At 71.6% G+C, this 17,269-nt stretch carries 17 protein-coding genes; 10 read left to right on the forward strand and 7 right to left on the reverse strand.

The window, feature by feature from the left end:
• The first annotated feature begins 133 nt into the window (after positions 1 to 133).
• From hisS to WG209_RS05715, 5 genes are all read left to right on the forward strand, one after another.
• Complete coding sequence (gene hisS / locus WG209_RS05695; RefSeq protein WP_337174048.1) at positions 134 to 1,504, forward strand: histidine--tRNA ligase; 1,371 nt, start codon at positions 134 to 136, stop codon at positions 1,502 to 1,504.
• Complete coding sequence (locus WG209_RS05700) at positions 1,501 to 3,003, forward strand: ATP phosphoribosyltransferase regulatory subunit (protein WP_337174049.1); 1,503 nt, start codon at positions 1,501 to 1,503, stop codon at positions 3,001 to 3,003. Before hisS ends, WG209_RS05700 begins: the two co-directional genes overlap by 4 nt.
• Positions 3,000 to 4,037, forward strand: coding sequence for an ATP phosphoribosyltransferase (hisG, locus tag WG209_RS05705; protein WP_337174050.1), 1,038 nt, complete (start codon positions 3,000 to 3,002; stop codon positions 4,035 to 4,037). The genes WG209_RS05700 and hisG overlap by 4 nt, the downstream gene beginning before the upstream one ends.
• A gap of 36 nt (positions 4,038 to 4,073) precedes the next feature.
• Complete coding sequence (locus WG209_RS05710) at positions 4,074 to 4,445, forward strand: response regulator (protein WP_337174051.1); 372 nt, start codon at positions 4,074 to 4,076, stop codon at positions 4,443 to 4,445.
• 125 nt (positions 4,446 to 4,570) lie between these two features.
• Positions 4,571 to 4,957, forward strand: coding sequence for a PilZ domain-containing protein (locus tag WG209_RS05715; RefSeq protein WP_337174052.1), 387 nt, complete (start codon positions 4,571 to 4,573; stop codon positions 4,955 to 4,957).
• A 15-nt stretch (positions 4,958 to 4,972) separates the two neighbouring features.
• On the opposite strand, the gene eda is transcribed toward WG209_RS05715, so the two are convergent.
• Together eda and WG209_RS05725 are read right to left on the reverse strand one after the other, a co-directional pair.
• Positions 4,973 to 5,623 (reverse strand): bifunctional 4-hydroxy-2-oxoglutarate aldolase/2-dehydro-3-deoxy-phosphogluconate aldolase, encoded by a 651-nt coding sequence (eda, locus tag WG209_RS05720; RefSeq protein WP_337174053.1) that lies wholly within the window; start codon positions 5,621 to 5,623, stop codon positions 4,973 to 4,975.
• A gap of 25 nt (positions 5,624 to 5,648) precedes the next feature.
• Positions 5,649 to 7,052: an MFS transporter gene (locus WG209_RS05725; protein ID WP_337174054.1), complete on the reverse strand. Its 1,404-nt coding sequence runs from the start codon at positions 7,050 to 7,052 to the stop codon at positions 5,649 to 5,651.
• 201 nt (positions 7,053 to 7,253) lie between these two features.
• Here WG209_RS05725 and xerD point away from each other — a divergent pair, with 201 nt between their 5' ends.
• Complete coding sequence (xerD, locus tag WG209_RS05730) at positions 7,254 to 8,192, forward strand: site-specific tyrosine recombinase XerD (protein ID WP_337174055.1); 939 nt, start codon at positions 7,254 to 7,256, stop codon at positions 8,190 to 8,192.
• A 349-nt stretch (positions 8,193 to 8,541) separates the two neighbouring features.
• Here the strand turns inward: xerD and WG209_RS05735 are convergent, their stop codons facing one another.
• Entirely contained in the window at positions 8,542 to 8,718 is a 177-nt protein-coding gene (locus WG209_RS05735) for a DUF1328 family protein (RefSeq protein WP_337174056.1), read from the reverse strand.
• 75 nt (positions 8,719 to 8,793) lie between these two features.
• Entirely contained in the window at positions 8,794 to 9,276 is a 483-nt protein-coding gene (locus tag WG209_RS05740) for a CsbD family protein (RefSeq protein WP_337174057.1), read from the reverse strand.
• Between the two features lie 985 nt (positions 9,277 to 10,261).
• Here WG209_RS05740 and WG209_RS05745 point away from each other — a divergent pair.
• From WG209_RS05745 to WG209_RS05760, 4 genes are all read left to right on the forward strand, one after another.
• The gene (locus WG209_RS05745; protein ID WP_337174058.1) at positions 10,262 to 10,585 is read left to right on the forward strand and encodes a MazG nucleotide pyrophosphohydrolase domain-containing protein; all 324 of its coding nucleotides are present in this window, start codon (positions 10,262 to 10,264) and stop codon (positions 10,583 to 10,585) included.
• A 48-nt stretch (positions 10,586 to 10,633) separates the two neighbouring features.
• On the forward strand, positions 10,634 to 12,922 hold the full coding sequence (locus WG209_RS05750) for a hypothetical protein (RefSeq protein WP_337174059.1): 2,289 nt from the start codon (positions 10,634 to 10,636) through the stop codon (positions 12,920 to 12,922).
• Between the two features lie 62 nt (positions 12,923 to 12,984).
• A complete protein-coding gene (locus WG209_RS05755) occupies positions 12,985 to 13,911 on the forward strand; it encodes an ABC transporter ATP-binding protein (protein ID WP_337174060.1) in 927 nt (308 codons plus the stop codon).
• 17 nt (positions 13,912 to 13,928) lie between these two features.
• Positions 13,929 to 14,420 carry an N-acetyltransferase gene (locus WG209_RS05760; RefSeq protein ID WP_337174147.1) on the forward strand — a complete coding sequence of 164 codons (492 nt, stop codon included), beginning with the start codon at positions 13,929 to 13,931 and terminating at the stop codon, positions 14,418 to 14,420.
• 10 nt (positions 14,421 to 14,430) lie between these two features.
• Here the strand turns inward: WG209_RS05760 and ilvA are convergent, their stop codons facing one another.
• From ilvA to WG209_RS05775, 3 genes are all read right to left on the reverse strand, one after another.
• The gene (ilvA, locus tag WG209_RS05765; protein ID WP_337174061.1) at positions 14,431 to 15,966 is read right to left on the reverse strand and encodes a threonine ammonia-lyase, biosynthetic; all 1,536 of its coding nucleotides are present in this window, start codon (positions 15,964 to 15,966) and stop codon (positions 14,431 to 14,433) included.
• A 106-nt stretch (positions 15,967 to 16,072) separates the two neighbouring features.
• Positions 16,073 to 16,678, reverse strand: a complete 606-nt coding sequence (locus WG209_RS05770) for a hypothetical protein (RefSeq protein WP_337174062.1) — start codon at positions 16,676 to 16,678, stop codon at positions 16,073 to 16,075.
• A 60-nt stretch (positions 16,679 to 16,738) separates the two neighbouring features.
• Positions 16,739 to 17,215 carry a hypothetical protein gene (locus tag WG209_RS05775; RefSeq protein WP_337174063.1) on the reverse strand — a complete coding sequence of 159 codons (477 nt, stop codon included), beginning with the start codon at positions 17,213 to 17,215 and terminating at the stop codon, positions 16,739 to 16,741.
• Between the last annotated feature and the right edge of the window lie 54 nt (positions 17,216 to 17,269).

The following is a 17,269-nucleotide window of genomic DNA, read 5'->3' on the forward strand; positions in this document are numbered from 1 at the left end:
TGCCGCGCCGGGTGGCGTTTTGCTAGTCTGGGGGGCCGCGAGGTTGGTACCCCTCGCCGCAACTTATTGAAAGCGGTCCAGCTCCGGCCGGTCGATCCGACCCGGGCCGGGGGCCGCGATGGGGCGGACGCCGATGATCGATCCCCGGGTGGCCAGCGGGTTGCGTGACCTGCTCCCCGCCGTCATGATTCCCCGCGAGCGCATCCTCCGGACGTTCCGCGAGACCTTCGCCTCCTTCGGCTTCGTCCCGATCGAGACCCCCCATATCGAGCGGATGGAGGTCCTGACCGGCAAGGGGGCCGGGTCCGAGGAGGTCCTGCGGCAGATCTTCGAGGTCACGAACAAGGGGGGGACGCCCGGCGAGCTGGCGCTGCGGTTCGACCTGACCGTCCCGCTGGCCCGGTTCGTGGCGAGGCATATCGACGAGATCGGAGTGCCGTTCAAGCGGTACGCCGTCGGCTCGGTCTTCCGCGGCGAGCGGCCCGCCAAGGGGCGGTTCCGCGAATTCGTCCAGTGCGATTTCGACACCATCGGCACCGACAGCCGGCTGGCCGACGCCGAGACGGCGCTGGTGATCTACTCCGCGCTGACCGCGGCCGAGGTCCCTCGGTTCACGATCGCCCTGAACGACCGCAAGATCCTCGACGGCGCCCTGGAGGCCCTGGGCCTCGACGGCAAGACCGGCCTGGTCCTGCGGTCGCTGGACAAGCTCAACAAGATCGGCCGCGACGGCGTCCACGCCGAGCTGGCCCGGCCGGCGGAGGAGGGGGGCGCGGGGCTGTCCGAGGAACAGGCCGCCGGGATCCTCGACTTCGCCGAGGGGGGACGCGGCCGGACCGACGTGCTCGACGCCGCAGAGGCCCGGTTCGGCGCCAACGAGCGCGCCGCCAGGGGCATCGCCGACCTCCGCGCCGTGGCCCGGCTGCTGGAGGCCGGAGGCGTGCCTGCCGACCGGATCGCGATCGACCTGGGCCTGGCGCGCGGGCTCGACTACTACACCGGCGTCGTCTTCGAGACGACCGTCGACGGCTGGGAGCGGTTCGGCAGCGTCGCCTCCGGGGGCCGCTACGATAACCTCGCCAGCCTCTTCACCCCGCGACGCCTGCCGGGCGTGGGGGCGTCGATCGGGCTCGACCGGCTGCTCGCCCTGATGGAAGAAGCCGGCGCCCTGAAGGGGGCGGGAACGGCCGCGCCGGTGCTGATCGCCAACTTCCCCGGGACCGACCCGGGCGTGCCGATGCGGCTGGCCTCGGCGCTGCGGAAGGGGGGGATCGGCTGCGAGATCTACCCCGAGCCGATCCAGGTGGGGAAGCAGATGGGATACGGCACGAAGCACGGGCACAAGCTGGCGGTGATCGTCGGCCCGGACGAGGTCGCCGGCGAGACGTTCAACCTCCGCGACCTGGAGACCCGCCACGAGGACCGCGGCCTGGCGTGGTCGGTCCTGGAGGACTCGGTCCGCGGGGCGCTCGAGGTCATCGAGCATCGGGGGGCCTCGTCGTGAACGCCGTCGTCGAACGCCGAGTCGGGCTCGCCCGCGGCACCCGGGATTGGCTCCAATCCGACTACGCCCGCCTGCGGGGCTACGAGCGCGCCCTGATGCGCTGCTTCGCCCGCGCCGGCTACCGCCCGGCGCGGACGCCCGTGCTGGAGATGTCCGAGCTGCACGAGCGCAAGAGCGGCGCGGGGATCGTGGGCAAGCTGTTCGAGGTCTCCGGGGCGGGGATGGCGGGCATCTGCCTGCGTCCCGAGCTGACCGCCGGGCTGGTGCGGGCCTACGTCGAGGCCGAGGAGCCGCCGCTGTTGCCCTGGCGGGCGGCCGTCTCCGGGCCGGTCTTCCGGTTCCAGCCGACCGGCAAGGGGGTGGACCGCGAGTTCATCCAGACGGGGGTTGAGCTGATCGGCGCCGGGGGCCCGGCGGCCGACGCCGAGGTCGTCTGGCTGGCCGATTGGTCGCTGCGCTCGCTGGGGGTCGCCGCGCCTCGTGTGCGGGTCGGCCACGTCGGGCTGATCCTGGAACTGCTCGGGGGCGCGGGCCTGCCGCCGGCGGCGACCTCGGCGCTGATCGAGTCGCTCAGCGAGGCTGCCAGCGAGGGGAAGGGTGTCAACACCCTGGAGGCGGCGCTCGATCGCCTGACCGCCTGGATGGGGACGGCCGGAGCCGACGCCGCCGCGCCCTTCGCCTCGCCCGAGGGCGAGCCCGACCCGGCCGTCGACCGGCTCTTCCGGCACCTGGTCCCGGACGTGACCGGCAGGCGATCCGGCGGCGAGATCGTCGGCCGGCTGCGGTCCAAGTGGGAGCTGGAGCACTCGCTGCACGAGGTGCTGGAGAACGTCCGGGGGATCGTCCGCTCGCTCTCGGCGCTCCGGGGTCCGGCGGCCGACGTGCTGGCCCGGCTGGATCGCGAGTTCGCCGCCAAGGCGCCGGGCTCCGTCGCGGCCATCGCCGAGCTTTGCGACATGCTGGGCCGGCTCGGGGTCGACCCCGCGCGGGTCGAGCTGGACCTCGGCTTCGGCCGGGGGGTCGGATTCTACACGCGGATGATCTTCGAACTCGCGGTCGACACGCCGGATGGGCCGGTCGAGGTCTGCGGCGGCGGGCGCTACGACGGCCTGGCGCGCGTGCTGGGGGGGCTCGACCGCGACGACCGCGGCGCGGGCTTCGCCTTCGGCCTGGAGCGGCTCGACCAGGCGCTCGCCGCGACGGCGGCGCCCGCCGAGAAGCCCGCGCGGGGGTGGCTCGTCATGGGCGAGCCTCGCCGGGCCGCGGCGCTGGCGGCCCTGCTCCGCGACCGCGTGGACATCCCCGTGGTCACGGCGGAGCTGGAGATGGAGGCGGCGGTGGCCTACGCCAAGTCGCTGGGGCTGGACCGGATCGTCGAGGCCGGCCCGGAGATCGAGGTCTGGAACCTGGAGCACGGCGACGTGCGTTCGGTCCGGGAGGACGAGTTGATCGAGCAGATCAAGGGCCGGCTCTCGCTGGCGGGGGAGGACGCCCGATGACCCCCCTCGTCGACCCGATCCGCCTGGCCATCCCCTCCAAGGGGCACCTGTACGAGGGGATCATCGAGATCCTCAAAACGGCCGGCTACAAGGTCCGCCGCGCCAGCGACCGCCAGTACGAGGCGGTCATCGCCGGCCAGCCGCGGTTCCACGTCGTCTTCATGCGGCCGACCGACATCGTGCTGCAAGTCCAGGAAGGCCGCTGCCACCTGGGCGTCACCGGGATGGACGTCTACGCCGAGCACGCCTTCGAGGCCCAGGACGCCGCGGTCGTCTCGCCGGACCTCGGCTACGGCGGCTGCCGGCTGGTGGTCGCGGTGCCGGAGAGCTGGGTGGACGTCGGTCACGTCATGGACCTGGTCGACCTGACGGCCGAGTTCAAGGCGTCGGGCAAGACCTTCCGGGTCTCCACCAAGTACCCCGCGCTGGTGCGGCAGTACTTCCGCAAGTGGGGGGTCTTCCACTACCAGTTGATCGACTCCGACGGCGCGCTGGAATTGCACCCGAGCCTGGGCATCGCCGACGTCATCGTCGACCTGACCAGCTCCGGCGTGACGCTGAAGGACAACCGCCTGCGCGAGATCGGCGGCGGGATCGTGCTCGATTCGGCATCCTGCCTGATCGGCCACGCTCCGAGCCTCCGGGCGATGATCGACGAGGGGGAGGCCGGCCCGCTGGCCATGCTGCTCGACGCGATCGACGGCGTGAAGCGGTCGGAGGGGCTGCTGCACCTGGAGGTCGTCGGCTCGCCGGCGGCCGCGGGGGCCGAGTCGGCGGCGAGGGTCGCCGAGTACCTCTCCGCCCAGGGGGCGATGCACATCGCCCGGGGCGAGGTCTGGGACGAGGCCGGCCGCGACGGCTGGCGGGTCACGGCGCTGGTCGCCGCCAAGAAGCTGACGGCCTGCCAGCGCGCCCTGTTCGGCCTGGGCGCCAGCCGGATCGTCGGGCTCCCCTCCCGGTTCGTCTTCGACCGCGACGCCCCCTCGACGTTCGACGACCTCAAGGCGCGGCTCGCCGGCGCGCCGGTTGCGTAAAGCCCGGGTCGCCCTAGCCGAACCCGGAGGCCGACCGTGCGACCGACACGCGTCCTGATCGTTGACGACCACCGCGAGTCCGCGGACATGATGGCGGCCGTCCTGTCCATCGAGGGACACCAGGCCGAGGCCGCCTACGACGGCGGCCAGGCCCTCCTCGCCGACGCCAGATTCCGGCCCGACGTCGTCCTGATCGACCTCTCGCTCCCGGACATGGACGGCTGCCAGCTCGCCGCCCGCCTCGGCGGCGAGACCCCCCCGCCGGTCCTGATCGCGATCTCCGGCCACGACGCCCTGGAGGTCGGCGCGCGGGTCCGCGCCGCGGGCTGCTCCCGGCTCCTCGTCAAGCCGGTCACGGTCGAGGACCTCCTGTCGCTCGTCGCCGACGCCCCCTCCCGCGGCGCGTGATCCGGCCCCCGGCGCGTCGACAATTTGGAACTCGCCCCGTTTCGAATAAGCGCGACCTAGGCTTTTGAAGGAAAGCCGGGCGTCGGGCCCGGGGATTCCCAGATCCCATCGACGAGCCAACGCCAATGAGAGTCGCCGGCCTTCGCCTGCGGGGGGACGCTCCCCAGCTCAACAACCCCGTCCTGGACCGCCGCCATTGGCCCCGTCGCGAGACGCCGTTCGCCGAGGCCGCCCTGTCGTGGGTCGATCGCCGGGTCGAATCCCGCATGGAGATCCGGGTCGTGAACCTCAGCGTCGGGGGCGCGGGCCTGATCGTGCCCGTCGTCCCGCCCCTCGACGCCGTCCTTCACCTGGACCTGGGCACCCGTCGCGGGCCGACGGTCGTCGAGGGCCGCGCCGTGGCGACCCGCGAGGATCCCGACACCGGCTGGACGTTCCTGCACATGGAGTTCACGCGCGGCTGCCCGGAGCACGTCCTCGACCGCATCGTGGACCATTGGGAGGCCGATTGACGGGACCGGTCATCGTCAGCGAGCGGCCCGGAACTCCCGGACGATCGCCGCGAACTTCGACGCCAGGTCGCGGATGCGGGCGAAGTCGCCCGCGGCGACGGCCTTCGGCTCCACGAGCGTCCCGCCGACGCCCAGGCAGCAGGCGCCGGCCCTGAGGAAGTTGGTCGCGGTGTCGAGGTCGACGCCGCCCGTGGGCATCAGCCGGATCTGGGGCAGGGGCCCCCGGATCGCCTTGAGGTAGCCGGGCCCGCCGACGTCGGCGGGGAAGACCTTCACCACGTCGGCGCCCGCCTCCCACGCCGTCAGGATCTCCGTCGGGCTGAACGCGCCGGGCATCACGGCCTTGTCGTAGCGGCGGGCCAGGCGGATGACGTCCGGGTTGACCGTCGGGCTGACCAGGTACTCCGCGCCGGCGAGGATCGCCGCGCGCGCCGTCTCCGGGTCCAGCACGGTCCCGGCGCCGAGGGCCACGGCGTCCCCCAACGTCTTTCGGGCGTCGCGGATCACGTCGAGGGCGTCGGGGACGGTGAAGGTGATCTCGGCGGCCGTCACGCCGCCGTCGGCGAGCGCCTCCACCACCTTCACCAGCGCCTCGCCGGACTCCGCCCGGACCACCGCCACCACGCCGCCGTCCAGGATTCGCCGCAGGGTCTTCTCGCGACTCATGGTGTGATCACCCGTCGAGTTCGAATCAATGAGGGACCGACGCCGGCCCCGCGCCGGCCCCGCCGCCGGCGTCGATCACGCGTTGCTGGTCCGCGGGGAGGTGCCGCGAGCCCAGCAGGAAGAAGAACGCGCCCAGCGCCAGCACCGGCGCGACCGCCAGCATGGCGACCGTCAGGTTCTCCTCCTTCACCGGGACCGCGCCGATCGACGCGAAGAACGAGCCGATCCAAGACTCCGCGACGGCGGGGCGGCCGAAGTAGGTGGAGATCTTGCCCAGGATCACCGGCGAGCTGATGTCCCCGAAGACGTGGATCAGGAAGATGTAGAGCGCGAAGCCCGAGGCCCGCTTGTTCGCCGGGACCACGTTGGCGATCACCGTGTTGCACGGCCCCAGGACCATGGACAGCAGGATCATCGCCCCGAACAGCATCGCCAGCGACCCGATGCGCTCGGGGTCCAGGATCGCGAACAGGGCCAGCGGCACCGCCCCCGCCGTGACGAGCGCCGCCATCAGCAGGTACGACCGCCTGGTGAACTTCGTGCCGAAGTCGGCCAGGCCGGAGCCCAGCGCGATCCCCAGCAGGCCCGCCACGGCGGTCAGGATGCCGATGGAGGTCGTCGCCTCGGTCATCGACATGCCCCGGACGGTCTGGTAGAAGTTCGCCCCGTGGACGGCGTAGGCCCCGGTCGCGAACGTCACCGCCGCCATCCCGATCGTGTTCAGGACGAACGTCGGGATCGTGAACAGCCGCAGGTAGTCCCCCCACGTCGGGCGGTCTTCCTTGACGTGGTGGACCCCCTCGGCCGCCCCGCGGCCCGGGTCGTAAATCATCAGGCCGGCCACGGCCGCGAACAGGCCCGGCAGGCCGACGACGAGGAACGCCCGCGACCATCCCCAGTGGTCGCCGATCCAGCCGCCGATCCCGTACCCCAGCGCCCCGCCGAGCGGCAGGGCGAGGTAGTACACCCCCATCGCGCGGCCGCGCTTCTTGACCGGGAAGAGGTCCGCGATCAGGGTCGGCGCGATGACGCCGTAGCTGGCCTCGCCGATGCCCAGCAGCGAACGCCAGAAGAACATGTGGTAGAAGTCGTAGGAGAACGCCGACCCCACCGTCGCGAAGCTCCAGAGCGCCACACCGGAGGCGAGCAGCATCCGGCGGTCGTAGCGGTCCCCCAGCCAACCCATCAGCGGCGAGACGACGGTGTAGACCACCATGAACGCCACGGCCAGCACGCTGTACCAGTAGTCGTCGATGTCGAACGACTTCTTGATGTCCACGCCGACCGCGAAGAACGAGTAGCGGTCGATGTAGTTCAGCAGGTTCATCAGGAAGAGGACGACCAGCGCGAAGATGGGGCCGCCGATCGTGGGGAGCATCCGCCGGGGCGGGGACGCGACGGCGGCCGGCTCGGGTTCGGAGGGCGACATCTTGGGGAATGGCCTCGTCGGGATGGATCGCGGTGAACGAGCTAGAGTTATACCCGGATCGCCCCCCCCATGACGAGACCGACGCGGGGGGAAGCGGGATTCCAGGGACCCTCGGGATCGGTGGAGCGGGGGGGCCCATCCTGCCGATCCTGGTCGTGGGCGGCCCATCCGGGCCCGCTCGGCCACCCCCAGGAGCGTCCCTTGAAACCCGCGTATCGTCCCGCCCGCAACCGGGATCCGGTCGGCCCTTTCCTCCACTACCTGATGGCGGAATGCGGCGTCTCGTCGCACACGCTGGCGGCGTATCGGTCCGACCTGATGCGCTTCCTGGGCTGGCGTCGAGACCACGCCCCGGGGCCGATCGAGTCGCTGGACGCGGCAACGCTCCGGGGCTATGTCGACCTCCTGGCCGGCTCCGGCCTCGCCCCCAGCAGCGTCGCGCGGCACCTCGCCAGCCTGTCGACGTTCTTCCGCTACCTGGTCATGGAAGGCAAGCTGACCGACAACCTCGCGAAGCTGCTGACCGCCCCGGCCCTCTGGGACCGCCTGCCGGTCGTGCTGGGGCCCGCCGCCGTCGAACGGATGCTGACGGCCCCCTCGGCCGAGACCCGCCTGGGCCGTCGCGACCGCGCGGCGCTGGAGACCCTCTACGCCACCGGCTGCCGCGCCTCCGAGGTCGTCGGCCTGCGCCCGTGCGACGTGGATCTGGAAGCCGGCCTGGCCCGCTGCGTGGGCAAGGGGGACAAGGAGCGCAGGGTGCCGCTCGGCTCGCGCGCCCGCGAGGCGCTCGCCATCTACATGAAGCGCGACCGCCCAGAGCTGATCGCCCGCTACCCGGCGACCGAGACCATCTTCGTCACCCGCGCCGGGAAGCCGCTTTCGCGCATCGGCCTGTGGCGGATCGTGAAGCAGGCCGCGGCGGCCGCCGGGCTCTCGCCCGAGGTCAGCCCGCACACCCTGCGGCACAGCTTCGCCACCCACCTCCTGGCCGGGGGCGCCGACCTGCGCGTCGTGCAGGAGATGCTGGGACACGCCTCGATCGCGACCACCCAGATCTACACTCGCGTCGAGCTGAGCCACCTGCGGCGCGTCCACGCTCAATTCCATCCCAGGTCCGCCCCGGGGGCCGAGCCGGGGTGAGATGCGGATGGAGTCCGCGGCGCGTTGTCGGGACGGCGCGCGCCGTCCCCTCTCCCCCCGGGAGAGGGTGGCCCGAAGGGCCGGGTGAGGGTCGTCGCAATGTAGAGATGGCGGCGGTCCAGGACATCCCGCGCCGATGCTCCAGCCGCGCTCCGACGACCCTCACCCGCCGCTGCCGCGGCTACCCTCTCCCGGGGGGAGAGGGGACGAATAGGGCCCATGCCCTTCTCAACTTGTGTGGAGAAGGGGAACGCCAGCCGGGCCGCTCCTCGCGCAAGCCGCGAGGGACGGCCCCCGGGTGGAGGCCGTCCCTCGATTCTCGTGGACCGCGATGGACGCGCGCTGCCTCCTAGGTCGCCACCTTCTTGGCCCCGACGAGGCCGAGGACCAGGACGACCAGGAACAGGACCGCGAAGATCGCGGCGAAGAACTTAGCGATCCCGGCGGAGGCGTCGCTGACGCCGTAGAAGCCGAACGCCGCGGCCAGGATCGAGACGATCGCGAACAGGATCGCCAGGCGTAACATATCGAGACCTCCCGGGCCGAGTCCCCCCCGCCGACGAGGGCGGGGGGGCGGGCCCCGCGAGTGGTGCGGTGCCTATCAGAAGAAGCGACGCGACTGCTGCTGGTGCGACGAGGCGCTCGAGTAGCCGATGGCGATCCCCGCCAGCAGGCCGACGCCGAAGGCCGCCGCCACCCACTGGATCGGGTTCCTCACCACCATGCCGCGGGCGTGCTCGTACTGCTCGCCGGCCATCTCGCCGACCGCGCCCAGCCTCTCGCCGGCCTGCTCGCTGAACTTGCCGTAGCCCTCGCGAAGCCGGTTGGTCGCATGGCTCGCGGCCTGGCCGACCGACTCCACGGCGCTCGACAGGGCCGAGGCGCCCTGGGACAGCAGCGAGTCGAGATACTTCTCGATGTTCTCGCGCTGCTCGCCGGTCCGGTTCTGGATGCGGCCGATCAGCTGATCGATGTTGCCGTTGGTCCAGCGGAGGTCGTCGTCGGTGAGCTGGCCCCACTTCTTCTTCACGTCGCCCTTGAGCTCGTTCCACTGACCCTGAAGGTTCTGAAGGTTGATGGCCATGGTTCTTCTCCTTGGGGTTGAGGGCCGGGCCCGGTCATCGTCCGGCCCGATTCCCGGGATCGCCGCGACCAGGCGTCGCGACGGATTGCCGAGGGGAAGGGCCGCGACCTCCTGGATTGGCGGCCCGACCCGTCTCGGCTGTTGGCGTATTGAGATCGCAATCGACGTGCCAACGCCGCGAGCCGTCCCCCTCCCTTCTCCGGGCCCCGGCCGGCCCGCCTCGCGGAGCCGAATAGAGGCATTTCCGCGCGAACCATGGCGTTCAGGCCCGCCCATCCTCCCGGCGCCACGATCCGACGCCCACCCATCGCGAAGCGACCTGCTCAGCGGTGCGAAATGCCGTCGTCGCGATACTCCGCGCATCCCCAAGGAATATTGAAATCCCGGATGCCTGGATGCGGATCATGTTCGACGGTGGCCCGCTCCTTGACAATTCGGACGATCGACGCCTCCCGACGGATCGGGAAGGCATGCCGCCCCGTCGGGGACGCGGCGAGGACCTCGGCCCGGCAGCCCCGCCGGCCGGACGTAGGGAGGTTGAGCGAGACGGCCGTCACCTTGCTCGGAGGCCGGCCGGGCTTCCGGCTGTCCTCGCCCGCGTGGGGGCGAGGGGTATTCGCCCAGGGAATCGCCAGTTCGCCCTTTCCGGCGAATCATGGCGTCCGCCACCTTGTGTAAGCAGCCGGGCCTGGCCTCCCGGGAGATCTCGTGGCGAGCGCGAGCGTATCCGCGGCACGCATGCCAGCCCTGGCGGAGGGGCGACGGAAAACCTCTTCGAAAATGACGAACGAAGCCAACCTCTCGGAGAACTTAATTCCAGGAAGGGATGCGGGTTGCATCGAGGACGCCGCATGGCCGGCGCGCGCGAACGAAGCCAACTCCGCGGGCCGCGCGACGGCCGGTGGGCTCCCACCCTCCGCCCCGGACAAGCGTCCACGAGGAACCCCCTCGCGTGCCGTTCGGGGGATCGGGTAAGATCCGTGTCATGGGCCAGGCGAAGGACGGCGGGATGACTCTGGGCGAATTGCAACGGACCATCCTCGAGATGTACGGGGAGAAGGACGCCGCGCGCGGCGCCGACGCGACGTTCGTCTGGCTCGCGGAGGAGTTCGGCGAACTGGCGACGGCGCTGAGGTCCGGATCCCCGGAGGAGCTGGCGCTCGAGATGGCCGACGTCCTGGCCTGGCTGGCGACCCTCGCCAACATCCGCGGCGTGGACCTTGATGACGCGGTCCGGCGCAAGTATGGCGCGGGCTGCCCCGGCTGCGGCCGTTCTCCCTGCGCCTGCGACCCGGCCGAGAAGCCCTGAGCCGCCCATCTCACCGACCGACCCAACCGGACCCCGACGCGCACCGCCATGATGAACAACCCGCCCCCCGAGCGTCCCCGCATCCGATTCGCTAGCTGGCTCGCCCCGGCGGTCCTCGCGACGTGGGTCGCCGCCACGCCGGCGATGGGGGCGGAACCGGTCGTGCTGGAAGAGGTCCGCGTCGGCCTGGGCGACGAGGGCACCTTCAAGATCGGGGCGTGGACCCCGATCCAGGCCCAAATCCGGGCCGGCGACGCGCCCCTGAAGGGGCTGCTGAACGTCGTGGTCGCCGACGACGACGGCGTCCCGGCCGCCTCTCGCCAGGCCATCGACCTGCCGGCCGGCGAGTCCCGGAACTTCACCGCCTACTCCCGGATCGGGACGCGCGACGGGTCGTTCTCGGTCGAGGTCCGCGACGAATCCGGCCGCCGGCTGGCCTCGCGCTCCCGCGACCAGGCGACCGGCGACGCCCCGAAGGCGATCGCGCCGGACGACTCCTGGATCCTCGCGCTGGGCCGGCCCCAGGGCGTGGACATGGTGGGCGAGGTCGCCGGCTTCCGCCGGACCGACGGCCGGGCGTCCGAGCTGGTCGTCACCCCGCTGGACGCCTCGTCGGACCGGACGCCCGAACGCTGGCTGGGCTACGACGGCGCGCGGGTCGTGGTGGTCGATACGGCCGACCCGGAGGTCGCGGCCATGCTCGCGGGCCCTCGCGGCCAGGCGCTCGTCGACTGGGCCCGGCGGGGCGGGCACCTGGTGGTGAGCCTGGGCGAAAACTGGGAGGCCGTCCGCGACTCGGCGCTCGGGGCCGTCCTCCCCGCCCGGCCGACCGGCCGCGAGCGGCTCCAGTCGCTGGAGGCGCTGGACACGTTCGCCAACTCCAGCAAGCCGATCACCCCCCCCGGCTCGCCGCCGCGGATGGTGGTCCGGCTGGAAGGCGTGGAGGACGCGGGCGGGCGGGCGCTGGCGATCGGCTCGGGCCTGCCGCTGGTCGTCCGCGGCCCGCTCGGCTTCGGCCGCGTCACGCTGATCGCCGCCGACGTGGAGGACGAGGCCTTCGCCCGGTGGACCGACCGCGGCCTCTTCTGGGTCCAGGCGCTCGACCTGAAGCGCGACCGCTTCGAGGAAGACCACACGGCGAGCGTCGGCGGCGCGACGGGCTCGTTCTACTCCTCGGGCGTCACCGACCTGGCCAGCCAGCTCCGCGTGGCGCTGGAGCAGTTCCCGACGGTCCAGATGGTCTCCTTCGGGGTCGTGGCCTTCCTCGCCTTCCTCTATATCCTGGCGATCGGACCGGGGGACTACCTCTTCCTCAAGAAGGTCGTCGGCAGGATGGAGCTGACCTGGATCACGTTCCCCCTGATCGTCGCGACGTTCACCCTGCTCGCGTACCTGGCCGCCTACCGCATGAAGGGGAACGAGCTGCTGGTGAACAAGGTCGACGCGATCGACCTGGATCAGGTCTCGGGACTGGCCCGCGGCCGGTCGTGGACGACGCTCTTCAGCCCCCAGAACCGCGATTACGACCTGGCGTTCGTCCCGGTCGCGATCGACGAGCCCGACGCCCCGCCGCCGGTCGTCGACCCGAAGGCCGACGCACTCCCCGAGCCCGAGCCCGGCGTGGAGGTGACGACCAGTTGGTTCGGCGTCCCCGAGGCGCGGTTCGGCGGCATGGGCGGTTCGAGCAACCGCTTCTCGTTCACCGGCGGCGGCTACGCCTACGCCCCGGTCGGCGACTTCCAGCGGCTGGAGCGGGTCCGCATCCCGATCTGGAGCGCCCGGACCTTCTCCGCCCGCTGGTTCGGCCCCGCGCGGCCGGTCGTGGAATCCGACCTGGCCCTCTCCGGCTTCGACCGCGTGGCCGGGACCATCACGAACCTCCAGGCGTACCCCCTGACCGACGCCGTGCTCGCCTTCGAGAAGCGTGCCTACCTCCTGGGGAACATCGCGCCGGGGCAGACGATGCGGGTGGAACTCCAGTCGGACCGCAGCCTTTCCGGCGAGCTGAAGGCCCGCGAGCCCAACTACATGACGGGCGTCCCGTCCGGGGACGGTTCGACCTCCACCCTCGATCGGGGCGACCTGATCCTCGCCGCGATGTTCCACGACGCCGAGTCCCGCCGGACCGGCCAGGACCAGCCGCTGGGCAACGCCGTGCTCCGCGACCTCGACCTCACCGGCCAGCTCGCGCTCCAGCGGCCGATGCTCGTCGCCCGGATCGACCGGCCGGCCGCCCGGGTGGCGATCGGGAACGCGCCCAACACGCCGAATGTCGAGCAGACGACGGTCCTCCGCGTCATCCTCCCCCTGAAGGCCCCGGCCGCCTCCACGCGCTGAGCCCGACCCGGACATCTCCCCAGCCCCTCACGGAACGTAGCAGCCAGACGAGGCGGATCGCGATGATCGAGACCCACGACCTGACGAAGATGTACGGCGAGATGTACGCCCTGAACCGGCTCAACCTGACGCTTCAGCAGGGGGACGTCTACGGCTTCATCGGGCCCAACGGCGCCGGCAAGACCACGACCATGCGGATCCTCGCCACCCTGCTGAACCCGAGCTGGGGCGAGGCCACCGTCTGCGGCCACTCGATCTACACCGGCGCGAAGGAGATCCGCCGCGTCATCGGCTACATGCCCGACTTCTTCGGCGTGTACGACGACATGAAGGTGATCGAGTACCTGGAGTTCTTCGCCTCGGCCTACCGCATCAAGGGGGCCGCCCGCAAGAAGATCTGCGCCGAGGTCCTGGAGCTGGTCGACCTGACCTACAAGCGCGACGCCCTTGTCACGAGCCTCTCCCGCGGGATGACCCAGCGCCTGGGGCTGGCGAGGACCCTGCTCCACGACCCGCAGGTGCTCCTGCTGGACGAGCCCGCGTCCGGCCTGGACCCGCGGGCCCGCATCGAGATGCGCGGGCTGCTCAAGGAGCTGCGGGGGATGGGCAAGACGATCCTCGTCTCCAGCCACATCCTCCCCGAGCTGGCCGACATCTGCAACAAGATCGGCATCATCGAGCAGGGCTGCCTGCTGGTGAATGGTGAGGTCACCGAGGTCATGAAGCAGGTCCGCACCGACGTGGTCCTGAACATCCACGTCGCCGACCGCCTCTCCGAGGCCGCCGACCTGCTGGAGTCCCAGGCCGAGGTCGAGTCCGTCGACGAGAAGAACGGCGTCCTGATCGTGAAGCTCCGCCCCGGCGTCCACCAGTACGGCTTCCTCGCCAGCCGCATCCTGGAGAACGGCTTCGAGCTGACCATGTTCAAGGAAGACGAGATCAACCTGGAGACCGCGTTCCTCCACCTCACCAAGGGCATCACGAGCTGAGCGGCCCGACCATCACAATCCGCCCCGAGCGGCCCGGCGACGCCCCCGCGATCCGCGCCGTCCACGAGGCGTCCTTCCCCACCGGGGCCGAGGCGCGGCTGGTGGATCTGCTGCGCGAGGCGGGCCGGCTGTCGGCCTCGCTGGTCGCGGAGGTCGATGGCCGGGTCGTCGGTCACGTCGCGTTCAGCCCGGTCACGGTCGAGGCGAGGTCCGTGGGCGCGGGGCTCGCGCCGCTGGCCATCTTGCCGACGCATCGGCGTCGCGGCGTGGGGGCGGCGCTGGTCGCCGCGGGGCTGGACGCATGCCGCTCCGCCGGCTTCGGCTGGGCGGTGGTGCTCGGCGAGCCGGATTACTACGGGCGGTTCGGCTTCCGCCCCGCGTCGGCGTCCGGCCTGTCCGACGAGTACGGCGGCGGGGACGCCTTCCAGGTCGTCGAGCTGACGCCCGGCTCGCTCCCGGCCGGCGCGGGGCTCGTGAGCTACGCGCCGGAGTTCGCCTCGCTGGGCTGATCGGCCCCCGTCACCGCAGGAACAGGCGGTAGACGGGGTTGTCGGTCTCGTCGATGCAGGGGTAGCTGAGCCCGGCGGCGAAGGCGAGGACGGCCGACGGGTCGGTGCCGGGGATCTGCAGGCCGACGAGGACGCGGGCCTCGTCGCCCCCCTGGTTGCGGTAGTGGAACAGGCTGATGTTCCATCCCGGCGGCATGTTCGCCAGGAACCGCGTCAGGGCGCCGGGGCGTTCGGGGAAGTCGAAGCGGTAGAGCCGCTCGTCGCCGGCCAGCGGGCTGCGGCCGCCGACCATGTGGCGGACGTGCTCCTTGGCCAGCTCGTCGCCGGTCAGGTCGACCACCGGGAAGCCCTCGGCCGCGATCCGCCCCGCCAGCTCGGCGGCCTCGTCGCGGCCCGACACGGCCAGGCCGACGAACAGGTGGGCCGCCTCCGCGTCCGAGATCCGGTAGTTGAACTCGGTGACGCTCCGGTCGCCGATCGTCTCGCAGAGCCGCTTGAGGCTCCCCCGGCGCTCGGGGATGGTGACGGCGAAGATGGCCTCGCGCTCCTCGCCCACCTCGGCCCGCTCGGCCACGAACCGGAGCCGGTTGAAGTTGATGTTGGCCCCGCCGGCGATCGCAACCAGGGTCTCGTCCCTCAGCCCATGCTCGGCGGCGTACTGCTTCGCCCCGGCCACCGACAGCGCCCCGGCCGGCTCCAGGACGCTGCGGGTGTCCTCGAACACGTCCTTGATCGCGGCGCAGGCGGCGTCGGTGGAGACCGTGACGAAGTCGTCGACCAGCTCGTCGACCAGGCGGAACGTCTCCTCCCCCACGAGCTTGACGGCCGTGCCGTCGGAGAACAGCCCGACGTCCGGCAGCGGCGTCCTTCGGCCGTCGCGGACCGATCGGATCATGGCGTCGGAATCCGCGGTCTGCACGCCGATCACCTTGATCTCGGGCCGCACCGCCTTGATGTAGGCCGCGACCCCCGCGACCAGCCCGCCGCCGCCGATCGCCGCGAAGACCGCGTGGATCGGCCCCTGATGCTGGCGCAGGATCTCCATCCCGATCGTCCCCTGGCCGGCGATCACGTCCGGGTCGTCGAACGGATGGACGAACGTGTATCCGTGGGCCGTGCAAAGCTCCAGCGCGTGCAGGTGGGCGTCCGAGTAGCTCTCGCCGTGCAGGACGACCTCGCCCCCCAGCCCGCGCACGGCGTCCACCTTCAGCGAGGGCGTGGTCACGGGCATCACGATCGTGGCGCGGCACCCCAGCCGGCGGGCGCTGAGCGCGACCCCCTGCGCGTGGTTGCCGGCCGACGCGCAGACGACCCCGCGCTCCCGCGCCTCGGTCGACAGCAGCGCCATCTTGTTGTAGGCCCCGCGCAGCTTGAAGCTGAAGACGGGCTGCTCGTCCTCGCGCTTCAGCCACACGTCGTTGCCGATCCGCGCCGAGAGCTTCGCCGCCCGCTGGAGCGGCGTCTCCACCGCGACGTCGTACACGCGCGCCGTGAGGATCTTCTGGAGGTATCCCAGCCGGTCGAGGGGGGCGTCGATTCCGTCCACGGAGGTCGTTCGAATCCTTGTGGGGGCGGGGCAGGGCGTGGGGACGCGATCCGGCCCCTGCTTACAGCGTATCAACTGACACGCCCGTTGCCAAAAGGTTCGAGCTTCACCGGGGCTCGCCGGGGGAGTTCAGCGTCCCGTTGACGCGCGCCATGAGCTGCGAGAAGACGTCCGGGTTGTAGCCCACGGTGAAGCTGAACAGCGACGACAGGCCGACCAGCCGGATGTACCTGTCCAGCGACAGGTTGATGAACGCCTGGTCGGACAGGGCCACCGTCCCGGACAGGAAGACGAGGAAGACGAAGAACCCCCGGATCACCGCCGAGAGGTACGCGGCGCGACGGCTCGACGCATGGGCGATCTCCGGGTTGGGGATCGAGCCGAGGACCCGGTTCCCCAGCACGCCCAGGAACGCCGAGACGCAGCAAAGCATCGCCGTGTTCGTGACCGTGTGGCAGGTCGCGATCACCAGCAGGCAGCCGACCACCTCCGCCGCACCCGAGGCCGTCATCTCGCGGATGGGGTCGATGTAATCCTGCGCCGCGACCGTGATGCCGGCCGTCATCAGCAGGATCCAGACGACGAACGCCAGCAGCCCGGACGCGATCTCCAGCGGGTCCAGCGGGGGCGTCCGTCCCCCGTTCGTCCCGGCGGCCTCTCGCGCCGCCGCGCCGTCCGTCCCGGACCCGACCCCCAGCGTGGAGCTCGCCATGACCCCGCCCTCGACTCGGTGTCTCGTCCGGGAAAGCGACCCGCGGCGGCCCGGGAAATCCTAGGCGCGAGATCGAGATTCGCCGTCCCGCCGCCCCACCCGCTCCATCACCGCGAACCAACCCATCATCGCGGGGATCCCGATCAGGAAGACCCCATACAGGGAGGAGAGCGGACCGCCGAGGAAGCCCGCGCGCGCCGGCATGCCCCCTCGTCCCGTTAACCCAGCCTTGACGGCGTCGGGCCCGAAGGCGTGCAACGCCACGACGGCCAGGAGCCCGGCGACGCCGCACGTCGCCATCAGCGCCTGGATCGCCGGGTACGGCCGCGTCCGGTCGCGGCGACGCCACATCCCGAAGCCGACGGCGTTCGCCGCCAGGAAGCAGGCCGCCCACCAGGCCGCGAGCCAGGGCGCGCGCGGCGCCATGAAGATCGCGCCGACGAGCAGCCACGAGGTGCCGCCCACCAGGGCGCCGAACCACCCGCCGGTGTTCCACTGGAACTGGCCGGCGCCCGCCATCGGATGTTTCTCGGCCATGCGACCGCCTCCGGATCGATTGTGTCGCGTCGAGCCGCCGCGAAGTGTCGTCGA

Origin of the sequence: Paludisphaera sp., assembly GCF_037189885.1 — a bacterium.
Classification (GTDB): Bacteria; Planctomycetota; Planctomycetia; order Isosphaerales; family Isosphaeraceae; genus Paludisphaera.

Coding starts and splice junctions, on each gene's coding strand:
- hisS (WP_337174048.1), top strand. CDS start 134: ATGATCGATCCCCGGGTGGCCAGCGGGTTGCGTGACCTGCTCCCCGCC.
- hisG (WP_337174050.1), top strand. CDS start 3,000: ATGACCCCCCTCGTCGACCCGATCCGCCTGGCCATCCCCTCCAAGGGG.
- WG209_RS05715 (WP_337174052.1), top strand. CDS start 4,571: ATGAGAGTCGCCGGCCTTCGCCTGCGGGGGGACGCTCCCCAGCTCAAC.
- eda (WP_337174053.1), bottom strand. CDS start 5,623: ATGAGTCGCGAGAAGACCCTGCGGCGAATCCTGGACGGCGGCGTGGTG.
- WG209_RS05725 (WP_337174054.1), bottom strand. CDS start 7,052: ATGTCGCCCTCCGAACCCGAGCCGGCCGCCGTCGCGTCCCCGCCCCGG.
- WG209_RS05735 (WP_337174056.1), bottom strand. CDS start 8,718: ATGTTACGCCTGGCGATCCTGTTCGCGATCGTCTCGATCCTGGCCGCG.
- WG209_RS05740 (WP_337174057.1), bottom strand. CDS start 9,276: ATGGCCATCAACCTTCAGAACCTTCAGGGTCAGTGGAACGAGCTCAAG.
- WG209_RS05745 (WP_337174058.1), top strand. CDS start 10,262: ATGGGCCAGGCGAAGGACGGCGGGATGACTCTGGGCGAATTGCAACGG.
- WG209_RS05750 (WP_337174059.1), top strand. CDS start 10,634: ATGATGAACAACCCGCCCCCCGAGCGTCCCCGCATCCGATTCGCTAGC.
- WG209_RS05755 (WP_337174060.1), top strand. CDS start 12,985: ATGATCGAGACCCACGACCTGACGAAGATGTACGGCGAGATGTACGCC.
- WG209_RS05770 (WP_337174062.1), bottom strand. CDS start 16,678: ATGGCGAGCTCCACGCTGGGGGTCGGGTCCGGGACGGACGGCGCGGCG.
- WG209_RS05775 (WP_337174063.1), bottom strand. CDS start 17,215: ATGGCCGAGAAACATCCGATGGCGGGCGCCGGCCAGTTCCAGTGGAAC.